Annotated in this window: 5 protein-coding genes and 1 tRNA gene; 5 read left to right on the forward strand and 1 reads right to left on the reverse strand. The window is 37.9% G+C overall.

From position 1 onward, the window contains the following. Positions 1-1,087: 1,087 nt before the first annotated feature. Entirely contained in the window at positions 1,088-4,930 is a 3,843-nt protein-coding gene (locus tag IPM92_11800) for a T9SS type A sorting domain-containing protein (protein ID MBK9109017.1), read from the forward strand. Positions 4,931-4,942: 12 nt separating this feature from the next. Then, positions 4,943-7,024: a PQQ-dependent sugar dehydrogenase gene (locus IPM92_11805; protein MBK9109018.1), complete on the forward strand. Its 2,082-nt coding sequence runs from the start codon at positions 4,943-4,945 to the stop codon at positions 7,022-7,024. 945 nt (positions 7,025-7,969) lie between these two features. Here the strand turns inward: IPM92_11805 and IPM92_11810 are convergent. Further along, positions 7,970-8,044 (reverse strand) — tRNA-Val (locus IPM92_11810). Between the two features lie 337 nt (positions 8,045-8,381). On the opposite strand from IPM92_11810, the gene IPM92_11815 reads away from it, so the two are divergent. From IPM92_11815 to IPM92_11825, 3 genes are all read left to right on the forward strand, one after another. After that, the gene (locus tag IPM92_11815) at positions 8,382-9,203 is read left to right on the forward strand and encodes a 3'-5' exonuclease (GenBank protein ID MBK9109019.1); all 822 of its coding nucleotides are present in this window, start codon (positions 8,382-8,384) and stop codon (positions 9,201-9,203) included. 226 nt (positions 9,204-9,429) lie between these two features. Beyond that, positions 9,430-10,182, forward strand: a complete 753-nt coding sequence (locus IPM92_11820; protein MBK9109020.1) for a hypothetical protein — start codon at positions 9,430-9,432, stop codon at positions 10,180-10,182. Between the two features lie 9 nt (positions 10,183-10,191). Further along, positions 10,192-11,286 (forward strand): cytochrome C peroxidase, encoded by a 1,095-nt coding sequence (locus tag IPM92_11825; protein ID MBK9109021.1) that lies wholly within the window; start codon positions 10,192-10,194, stop codon positions 11,284-11,286. The last annotated feature ends 849 nt before the right edge of the window (positions 11,287-12,135 follow it).

Here is a 12,135-nt window from a genome sequence, read left to right on the forward strand (position 1 = left end):
TTCTGTTAATTTTTTAATTTTGAAAATCCAGCTTCAGACAAGAACTCTTTAGTCAGAATCAGAATTTGCAGAATTTATGAATTTTCAGAATTGGTATGGGGCTAGAAACATGTGTTTCCTCATTCTGTTAATTCTTTAATTTTGAAAATCCTGCTTCAGACAAGAAATCTTTAGTCAGAATCAGAATTTGCAGAATTTATGAATTTGCAGAATTGGTGTGGGGCTAGAAGCATGTGTTTCCTCATTCTGTTAATTCTTCAATTTTGAAAATCCTGCTTCAGACAAGAACCCTTTAGTCAGAATCAGGATTTGCAGAATTTATAAATTTTCAGAATTGGTATGGGGCTAGAAACATGTGTTTCCTTATTCTGTTAATTCTTTAATTTTGAAAATCCTGCTTCAGACAAAATCCCTTTAGTCAGAATCAGAATTTGCAGAATTTATGAATTTTCAGAATTGGTATAGGCCTAGAAACATGTGTTTCCTCATTCTGTTAATTCTTTAATTTTGAAAATCCTGCTTCAGACAAAATCCCTTTATTCAGAATCAGAATTTTCAGAATTTATGAATTTTCAGAATTGGTATGGGGCTAGAAACATGTGTTTCCTCATTCTGTTAATTCTTTAATTTTGAAAATCCTGCGTCAGACAAAATCCCTTTATTCAGAATCAGGATTTGCAGAATTTATAAATTTTCAGAATTGGTATAGGCCTAGAAACATGTGTTTCCTTATTCTGTTAATTCTTTAATTTTGAAAATCCTGCTTCAGACAAATGCTCCAATCCTGCATTTTTTAGGAGATTTCTTTTTCCAACCGCAAGTGAACTTATAATACTCAGAATTAAAGCCAAGCTACATATGTATTTTATTGCATTAAAATATTTTACGCATTAGATTAATTTTTAATATCATTGCTTTTTCATATGGCATTTCCTTTTGCAATCCATGGAGTATTAAGGCTTTTGCTTAAATTTCCATTTTTCATTTGGTAGAATTCTGCTATTTCAGTTATATTTACTGAAACATTGATGTTTATTCATCAAGACAAAACGATGCTCCAATTTTCGCAGTTCAAAACCAAAAGCAGATGCTGTTCTATGTAGCTTTAATATTAGCATTTTTAGACTTACGACCGGAATCTAGGTGTATTGAATCACCTCAAAATTATTCGGGGTCCTGCTCTCGTTTTTCGGATTCTACGATACTCGTGCAGTTTTATTATGCAACCAATGGTTTGAGCTGGACCACACCATGGAATCTCAACAAACCGATGAACGAATGGTCTGGAGTTTTACTCAATCCAAGTGGTTGCGTTCAAAGCCTCGTGCTCATCAATAATAATGTAAATGGGATCTTACTTCCTGAGCTCGGAATGTTATCTGATCTCCGCATTTTTTATTTATTTGGCAATGAGCTCACCGGACCAATACCTCCAGAATTAGGACAATTGACGAAATTGGAGGATTTGGTTTTGGAAGATAATGCTTTGACAGGAACGATTCCTAAAGAATTATCTCAATGCATTAGCTTAAAAAATATTTCTTTGGCTAATAACCAACTCACAGGAAGTATTCCGGAAGAACTTGGAATATTGTCAAACCTTGTCACGCTCAATTTAAGTAAGAATCAACTCACTGGAAGCGTCCCTGCTTCACTATCGGCTTTAAATAAATTGTCCGTGCTCGATATAAGTCAGAATATGTTGAGTGGTGAAATACCGCAGGCATGGAGTCAATTAACTGCCCTGCGCGAGTTGTACTTGCAATTTAATTTATTCACTGGAATATTACCCGCATCGTTTTCAGGATTCACTCAAATGAATCACTTTTGGGTTTATAATAATGATTTTACAGGAAGGGTGCCTGACCTCACGAGTGCTCCGCTTTTTAGCATGCGCATTGAAAACAATCGGTTTTCAGATATTCCTGACTTCAGTGGTTTAACCACTTGGGGCAATTCATTTCCATTTGGGCTGGTCATTTTTGGCAACAAATTTACTTTCGAAGATCTCATTCCATTAAAGAAATTACCCAGACGGTATTATTATTCATTTAATCCTCAGGATCCAATTGATATTGATTCCATCATTTTTGTTGATGCAGGAACGAATTATACCGTGCAGACATTTGCAGATCCAACATTAAATGACAATAACTATAAATGGTTTAAGGATACCAGCGTTGTCTTCATCAGCAATCAGAATACTTTTGAAATTATACAGGCATCTTCCAAGGATGAAGCTTATTATAGTGGACGTATAACTAATCCTGAGATCAATGATTTTGAAATTTTAATCGATACTTTCAGAGTTGTTGTCTTTAATGCCTTGGAATGTGACAAACCGCTGGCAGGAAATGAGTGCAAGGAAGCTTTGGGATTTTGCAGCACCATCGAATTACACAATTATTGCGGTTCATTGGGAGTGATTGATACGAGTCTTCATTATTTTCTTTGCGATACAATGCATCCGGTTTACAATCCAAGGTGGTTGTCATTTGTAGCACCTACAGACAGTATTATCATCGAGATATTACCTATCAATTGTTCAGGTGTAGAAGATAATGGAATTTTCTACAGAGGAATGCAGGCAGCCTTATGGCAATCTTGCGGAGCGAGACCAGATAGTATCCTCATTTGTAAAAGCGAATGTAAAGAAGGTCCCATACTCATTGAATTTGGTGAATTTATTGTGGGAAACAAATATCAACTGGCTTTGAATGGATGCCACGGAGATAATTGCAGTTATGTGATCAAAATTCGAAAAGGATTTAACAATTTCGAATTAAATGAACCTGCTGCCATCACGGGAGACCTCTTGATTTGTCCCGGCAATGACGAGCATGTATATTCCATATATACTATCCCGGGAGCAGAATCATATATGTGGTATTTAAATGATTCTCTGATGGCCTCTACATCAGATAGTTTTACCATCCTCAAAGATCTGAATCCAGGTACTTACCAATTGAAAGTAAGGGCAGTCAATTTTTGCGACACAACATCATTTAGTTTGATTACGCTGAATGTCAATCCACAAATGTTTATAAGAAATGTAGACATCCAAAAAATTGCAAGCGATTCTGCATTTGTAGTTTCTTTTGATATCGAAGGAGGAATTAAACCGTATACTGTTAGTAAGGGCCGTGGTAAAATAGACTCCATTACCGGAAATTTTATTTCAGATATTCTTTTATGCAAATCCTCTTATGAATTTGAGATTAGCGACAGCAATAAATGTATAATTGTATTTAAAGGATTTGAAAATTGCGGTTGCCTGTCTCAGGCAGGAGCCATGCCCATGGATACATTGCAGATTTGCGAAGGGCAAAGTTTTACCGTAAAATTTATTGGGACCGAAGTCCAGGATCCAAACGATCTCTCAACTTATATCATTTTTACAGATTTAATAAATCCAACAACTTCAATTATTAAAAACAATGTAAATGGTATATTTCCTTTTGATCCGGCGAGATTCCGATTTAATGTTTGGTATCACGTTGCCCGCGTAGTTGGACGAAAAAACAATATGGGAGGCATCAATTTTAACCATCCCTGTTTGAGTATTTCAAATATTCAACCCTTGATTTTCCGTCAAAGACCTTTGGTGTCTGCAGGTTTAGATCAAAATATTTGCGGTTACACGACAACGTTGAACAGCTTTGGAAGTTATACAAGTGGAGTTTGGAAATTTGTATCCGGACCAGGAACTAGCATCTTTTCTGATTCAACAAATTCGATGACTTCTGTGACGGTCAGCGAATTCGGGACCTATACTTTTATACACGAAGTCAGCAATGGCTTTTGTGCAAATAAAGACGAAATTAAAATTACATTTAGAGAAGGCCTTATGCCGATTCCATCCGGTTTTCTATTTGTTTGTGAAGGCCAGTCTACACAATTGGATGCCGGCAATTATCACAAATATGTGTGGTCTACAGGCGACACTAGCAGGAAAGTAATTATTGATGCACCCGGAACTTATTGCATTACTGTCAGTGATGAAAATAATTGTACGGGTTCGAATTGCTTTGATGTTGAATTATCTGTGGCTCCTACAGTTCAAATCTTGCGACCAGATAGTATTTGCGTAGGAAATCTGGATACCCTTAGTGTTGCGCAAAGTTTTTTCAATTATTCCTGGAGTGATTCAAGTAATCTAGCCTATTTGTTGATTGACTCCGGGGGAAATTATTGCCTGACAGTGACCGGATTTAATGGCTGCACGGATACTGATTGTGTGGAAGTGTTTTCTAAACCAAGATCGTTCGGAATATTCCAGGACACTGTTTGTTTCGGACTTGCTTATACTTTTAGAAATCAAACATTTTTAGAACCGGGAAATTACGATGTTGAAATCGATGGTGCAGCAGAGAATGGCTGCGACAGCATCATCAGACTTCAACTAAACTGGTGGCCGGAAATTTTTATCAGGGACAGTGTGATCTTAAAAGACAATGGAAACGGTACCGGAGCCATTAGCATTACTTTGGGCGGGGGGAAAGGTCCCTATAATTATTTGTGGAGTAATGGTGCCCGCACTTCTAGTATTACCAATCTCAGAGCCGGACCCTATACTTTGTTTGCTACGGATGTGGAAGGCTGTATCAAAGTATTCACGGTCTTTGTGCAGATGGTAACATCGACCTATGAGACTGTCAGAAATCAAACCAGTGGACAATATTTCAAAGTATTTCCAAACCCCTCATCCAAAAAATCAGGGCTTTATATACAAAATTTGGAACATCAAGGGCTCGTACACCTTCAGGTTTATAATAGTCTGGGTCATTTGATCGATAAACAAACGTTCGTTAGTTTTCAAAGAGGCGAACAAAGAATATATAACAAGTTTCTGGTAAATGGTTTTTATTACCTCGTGCTTATGAATGAAGAGGGACACACCAACCGATTCAGAGTTGTCGTAAACGATTAAATTGAATAACATATGAGAAATTTTATTTTAGCAACATTGTTGGTATTAGGAGCCAACCATTTTTTAGCAGGGCAAAGCGGCATTAAAATTAATCGCTGGATTACCGGCGTTTCTATTCCGGTCGACATTGGACATTGCGGCGATGACCGGATCTTCGTAATTGAAAAAGTTGGACGTATCCGCATCATCCGGAATAATGCTTTGACAACGACACCTTTTCTTGATATTACTGCAAAAGTAAGGGCAACAGGAGGCGAACAGGGATTGTTAGGTATGGCCTTCCATCCGGATTTTAAAACCAATGGTTTGCTTTATGTAAATTATACGGATCGTGCTACCCAAACTAAGACCGTCATTGAAGAGTACAAAATCACTGCTGATTCAAATCGGATAGATTCTACATCTGGAAGGATACTTTTGACAATCGTGCAACCATTCTCTAATCACAACGGAGGTTGTATCAAATTCGGGCCTGATGGTTATTTGTATATAGGTATGGGTGATGGTGGGAGTGCAAATGATCCTCAAAATAATTCCCAGACAAAAATGGCTTTATTGGGTAAAATGTTGCGCATTGATGTCAATACGAGCCCTACTTATAAAATTCCAAGCTCGAACCCTTTTGTAGGAAATACTTCTTATGCTCCTGAAATATGGAGCATGGGACTGCGAAATCCATGGCGATTTAGTTTCGACCGAATGACTGGGGATCTTTGGATTGGAGATGTGGGACAAGGAAACTGGGAAGAAATTGATTTTGAGGCAGCTAATGATCCCGGAGGAAAAAATTATGGCTGGAGATGTTATGAAGGCAATGCGAATTTTAATACCACAGGTTGCGAAGCAAAAGCCAATTATACTTTTCCCATTCATGAATATTTGAGTGATGAAAATATTAACGGTTGTTCGGTAACAGGTGGTTATGTGTACAGAGGTTCAAAATATCCCGGACTCTTTGGAAAATATATTTACGGGGATTATTGCAGCGGAAAAATATGGACCCTCGAACGCAGAGCCGGAAATACTGCGGTCAATACTCTGGTCTACGATCATTCCAATAATTCGATCACCACATTTGGTGAAGATGCAGAAGGTAATCTCTATTTCGCAGATGCCAGTGCAAGTGCCATTTACCAGATTTCTGATACCTGTTCTCTCAGGATTCTTTTAAATGTTGAAGGTATCAGCTGTGCTGGAATTAATGATGCCAGAGTATCCACCAATGTCAGTTCAAATCCAGACGCAAGGTTTCTTTGGTCAACCGGAGATACTAGCGCTACATTGGAAAATTTAGCTCCTGGAAAATACAATGTCGCCGTCACCATAGGCAATTGTTTGTCTTCATCGAGTTTTGAAGTATTTGATAAAATAAAAGACACAGCTTGCATCACGCCACCTTTCCGCAACAGTTTTTGTGAGGGTGATTCAACGGTTTTGATAGCTTGCGATGCCAGAAATGTATTTGAGTACAGATGGTATTTGGATGGAATTGAACTACCCATAAAAGACAAAAGACTTTGGATTTTTAAAGCTGGAACTTATCGGGTTGATTACATCGACAGCTTCGGGTGCATTGCTGAAAGATCCGAACAAATCGATGTGATCGTATTTCCAAAACCTCCTAAACCAAGTTTAAGAGTGAGCAGAGACTCGGTATATTCGGATGCAGGATATAGTAGTTACCGTTGGTTTCATTTGGGTAATTTTACAGGTTCAAGCACCGCTCCATATTGGTGGGCCAACGGCGCTGATGGAGAATATCGCGTTGAGGTAGTTGATTCAAATGGTTGTCATAGTGAACTCTCGGATCCTGTAACTGTAGTCATACCGGCCACAGGTAACCCAAATCAAACGCCACATCACATTGAAATTTTTCCGCACCCGGTCAGCAAATACCTTCGATTTACGGCCAGTATGAAATTTAATCAATGGAAGATCTTAAATATACAATCGCAAATAGCCCTGACTGGAAAAATAGAATCTGTAAGTAAACAAGAATTTCAACTGGATATCAGTAGTTTAAAAACAGGTACGTATGTGCTGGAATTGAGTGATGGGAAACAACATTGGAAGAAAATATTTATGAAACAATAGAGTAAGGATAATAGAGTATGGATTATGGAGTAAAGATTATGGAGTAAGGATTATAGAGTATGGATTAAGGAGCTACGACAAGAAGAAATTACTTCATAAGAATTTGACGATCATGTCGGGAGGATTAATGATGAACAGGAATAAATCGCAACTATTCTGTTGAAGCGAATATCAGAATCACGATCGGGATAATTCTAATATAAATAATGTGGAAAGTAATGAGTGCTCTTGTACCGTGGGCAATCCAAACACAGCCGGCTTCAGCCGGATTCGTATACGAGATCCCAAAGAATCATATTAATAAATGGGAATTAGAAAATGCTGAAGTTTTAAATATTCCATCAATAGGAATGGGTTTCAACCCATTCCTCCCCAAAGAGGAGATTATGGTTTAAGGAGTTAGGTCTAATGAAGATGGAGCAAAGATTGAAGATATTAGGAAATGTTTTTTGAGCAAGGGAAATAATGACTTCGATTCAACATCCGTTTGGAAAACGGAGTTTTCCTATTGCCCCAGCGTATCCCGCTTTGAAAAAATATTTTATTACGAAGTTGGCTAATGAAAGCGGGAATAGACTACGCAGAGCTGGGTCACTAATATTATTTGAAATTCAAAAAACTAACGATAGTTAGTTTTTTGAATTTCAACAAAACAAACAGGAAAAAAGGGAAAAAGGCAAACAGGCAAAAAGGCAAACAGGCAAACAGGCAAAAAGGCAAATCAAACAGTCAAACAGTCAAACCTGCCATATCTCGGCGTTAATTTTTTATGAGCGAAATAAAACGCGATTTCACAAACTAATGCCGGCTTCAGCCGGATTCATAGATTAAATCCTTGATAATTTTAATGTGAAAACCTAAACCAAAAGCACATAAATTGAATCCGCAACAATAATTAGGGATGGGTTTCAACCCATTCCCGTCAAACAGTCATCTTCCGCATTGTGGGTGCTGGCAGGCTCGAACTGCCGACCTCCGCCCTGTCAAGGCGGCGCTCTGAACCAACTGAGCTAAGCACCCGGAATCCGGCATGGGTGTGGGTGTGGGTGTGCGTGTGGAATTCCGAATGGGTGTTTGTTTTAATATTTAATCTGCGCTTGATCTGTGCGATCAGCGGGAAACCAAGGATGTCCAACAGGACCCCAAAACATTTTACCGCTTCCGCAACAATTTGCAATCAAAAACCCGATATTCCTTAATACCGGGTTGCAAAGGTAAGAAATCACTGAAATTGGCATAACGGAATCACTGGAGTCAGCCCATGATTTATTGTACTTTTGCCGCGGAAGAACTTTACTTATTAATAGGCAAGCCCATTCATAAGTTTCATAGGCTTTGCTGAACAAAACCAACTATCATGAATCCATTTCAATTGAAGCGGGACCTGATTTTTCTCGATCTTGAAACCACGGGCGTGCACGTCATCCGGGACCGGATATTACAGATCGCAATGATAAAATACAGGAAAAATGAAGGCGAACCCATAGAATTTAACCAAATCGTAAATCCCGGGATTCCTATACCGGATGAAGCCTTTAAAGTGCATGGTATCGGACCCAAAGAAGTGGCCAATAAACCTAGTTTTAAAGAATTGGCGCAAGAGTTGTTTGATTTTATAGGCGATGCAGATTTAGCCGGATACAACAGTCTGCGTTTTGATATACCCTTGCTCGCTGAAGAATTTTACAGATATGGCTTTGATCTTCAACTGGATAAACGGCAAATGATCGATGTTCAAAGGATTTTTTACAAAATGGAGCCCCGTACCCTCAAAGCCGCTTATCAGTTTTATTGTGGTAAAGATCTCACCAATGCTCATGATGCATTGGCAGATACCCGCGCAACTGTGGACGTCCTTTTTGGACAATTGGAGCGTTACAAAAATGTCGATTTTGTAAATGAAGACGGAGAGCTCGTGCAAACGCCCGTTCGAAATGATATCAAGGCTTTGAATGATTTTACCAATGATCTGGGTACCATTGATGCCACTCAAAGGCTGAAATTGAATGAAAAATCTGAAATTGTATTCAATTTTGGAAAATATGTCAACCAAACTTTTGACGAAGTTTGGGAAAAGGAACAAAATTATTTCAGTTGGATTTTGGATAAGGAGTTTTCATATCAGGTTAAGAAGGTCATTCAAAATTATTTGCTTGAGAAAAAAAAGAACAACAAGTAAAATCCAACAGACGGAACCTTTATGCGTAAATTAATGTTAATTGAGTTAAATTAGTCTGAAAACATTAGGAAATGGATGGTCATACCAAACCTGTTTTGAGCATTATGGATTTTTAATGTTTGCTTATTACTATTTTGAGATATTTCATTTCAACTATTTCCGAAAAAATTTGCGATTAGAATATCATTTAAGGCGATTAAACGTATTATATAAATAAACACGAAAGATGAAAAAAAGTATACAGTTGATTTTTATACTCGCCCTTGCTTTTGTTTACCATGCCTGCGATGACAATTTACCCGTCGTTGAAGGTACCGGAAGTCTTGAAATTGCATTTAAGGGTGAATACGAGAATTTCTATTGGGTCAAAGGCCAATCCTATGACTATTTTAACAGAGGAAATATATTATTTACCAAGTCCGAATTTTTTCTGAGCAAGCTGGCGCTGTACCATGAAGGATTAAAACAAGCACTATCAGAAGTCGAATATGTTTCCATTTCTGAACATCATGTTTCCGAAACAAAGGCTTCTGAGGGACTGATCCTTAGGTTTGAAGGTATACCTGCGGCTACATACGATTCATTGGCATTTAATCTCGGATTGACAGAAACACAAAACAAAACCAAACCTGTGGAATATCTGCCAACACATCCATTGGGCGAAGGAAGCAGATATTGGGCCGGTTGGAACTCCTATATCTATTCAAAAACGGAGGGGTCTTACAATGATGGTACCAAGGCATATAATTTTACCTATCATTCTGGTTTTGACGACGCCATGAAACCTTTGCTTTTTAAAAAGAGTATTCTAATCGAAAAAGATAAAACGACAAAAATCATTTTGCACGTAAACCATAAATTGCTCTTTGCAGATAGCCTTCAAGGAATGGATATTGCAAGCAATCCGCAAATTCACAATAAGAGTACAGTGATGGATGCTTTTATGAATAGATTTAAAGATGCCTTTAGAATTGAATAATTCACTTGGATGAAATCAATTTTAACTTGGTATTGGATCTTTAGCTTATTTCTCTTGATTGGATGTGAGGGAAATGAGGGCGAATCCGAAAATGATTTAAAACACATACCCTATAATCCTATTGATTATCCTTTGCAAATACCCAAAGGACTACCGCCATTGCCTGAAACCCCCGACAACCCGCTTACATTAGATGGTGTTCAATTGGGCAGACATTTGTTTTTTGATCCCATCCTTTCTTTGGACAGTACTTTGTCTTGCGCAAGTTGCCATGACCCCCGTAAAGCTTTTACGGATAATCTTTCCGTAAGTCCAGGTGTTGGCGGAACGATTGGCACTCGAAGTTCTATGACGGTTCTTAATTCGGCTTATTTCGTCAAAGGTTTGTTCTGGGATGGGAGAGTGGGTACTTTGGAAAGTCAGGCCATAGAGCCCGTTCAGAATCCTATAGAATTGCATGAAGATTGGCCCAATGTTGAAAAAAAATTGCAAAGACATAAGGATTACCCTGAAATGTTCCGCAAAGCTTTTGGGATTTGTGGAAAGAAAGAAATCACCAAAGAATTGGCAACAAAAGCCATTGCACAATATGAAAGGATTCTACTTACCGGTGGACAATCACTTTTTCAGAGGCAGTTGAGAGGGGAGGTGTTTTTTAACTCCGATCAACAGGAAGGTAATGACTTGTACTTTAATACTGATTTATTAATACCCGATGCAGAATGTTTTCATTGTCACGCTGCACCCTTGATGCATGCCAATGATTTTTTCAATAATGGGATAGATTCTGTAACATCTTTAGATGGATTTTCCGATAAAGGCCGGGGAGTGGTTACCGGATTGAGAATCGACAATGGGAAATTTAAAGCTCCCAGTCTTTACAATATTGTACTTACGGCGCCCTATATGCATGATGGACGTTTTAAAACTTTGGAGGAAGTGATTGAGCATTATAACAGCGGTGGCCATTTTGTAGAAAACAAAGATGGGTTTATCCGACCCTTAGGTCTGAACAGCCGCCAGAAGAAAAGCCTCCTTGCCTTTTTACATACCCTAACAGACACTACTTTTCTCTTAAATCCGGATGTTTTAAGTCCGTTTTAAAATTTTTTAGTTAAAATTTTAGAGGTTTTCACCCAATAATTAAATTTTTAAAGAAATATTTTAAACACTTTATGGGTGATCTTAAAATTATAGACCTGATTTACAGCTGTTTAGTTAGTATATATGGATATATATAAAAAAACAATATATGACAAGGCCATTTTTTTGTACTTGTAGGGGCTTTCAAATCGTCGGATACTTGTACTGTGATTGTTTAACAAAGGGAAGAAATACAATCAGAATGCCGGTAAACGTATCGGCGACCGTAAAATTCGGATATGTTCATGGGATTATAATTTGTTAATAGGGTGCTCTTTGCACCAAACAAGGGGCACCTATTAACAAATTTTCCTGGAACTTACCCCCCAGCAATTTGAAATTCGTCTTTTCATTTTATATTTTAGTAAGTTAGTTTTGGATATGTTCATGGGATTATAAATAGCCGGTTGGCGCCTTCAACCGGCTATTTTTCAAAAAAAATTAAATTGTACTTTCTGATAAATCTATTTCAAAACGAAAAACAGAAAAGTCCTGCAGAAGTGCAGGACTTTTTTTTTGGTGTGTTTGAAGTTTGATAAGGCCAGCGGTAGATTCGTTTCCAAAGAATAATGTGAAGAAGATAGCCACAAAGGCTCTAAGGCACGAAGGACCACAAAGAGAAGATTATAGATTATAGATAATAGAACAGATTTTTTGGTTATAAATCGTAACGATTCTATTAATGCAGAATTCAAAAGAATTATTGGAAAATTTATCTGTCAATTAAAGAGCATAAAGTAATGAGTGGAATTTCACCGCAGGCAAATCAATCATAGCCGGCTTCAGCCGGATTCGTATACGAGATCCCAA

The organism is Saprospiraceae bacterium (assembly GCA_016719615.1).
Classification (GTDB): Bacteria; Bacteroidota; Bacteroidia; order Chitinophagales; family Saprospiraceae; genus Vicinibacter.

Bases quoted from the DNA above. Each gene is read 5' to 3' on its own strand.
- IPM92_11825 (MBK9109021.1), top strand. From the start codon at position 10,192: ATGAAATCAATTTTAACTTGGTATTGGATCTTTAGCTTATTTCTCTTG.
- IPM92_11800 (MBK9109017.1), top strand. From the start codon at position 1,088: ATGCTGTTCTATGTAGCTTTAATATTAGCATTTTTAGACTTACGACCG.
- IPM92_11815 (MBK9109019.1), top strand. From the start codon at position 8,382: ATGAATCCATTTCAATTGAAGCGGGACCTGATTTTTCTCGATCTTGAA.
- IPM92_11820 (MBK9109020.1), top strand. From the start codon at position 9,430: ATGAAAAAAAGTATACAGTTGATTTTTATACTCGCCCTTGCTTTTGTT.
- IPM92_11805 (MBK9109018.1), top strand. From the start codon at position 4,943: ATGAGAAATTTTATTTTAGCAACATTGTTGGTATTAGGAGCCAACCAT.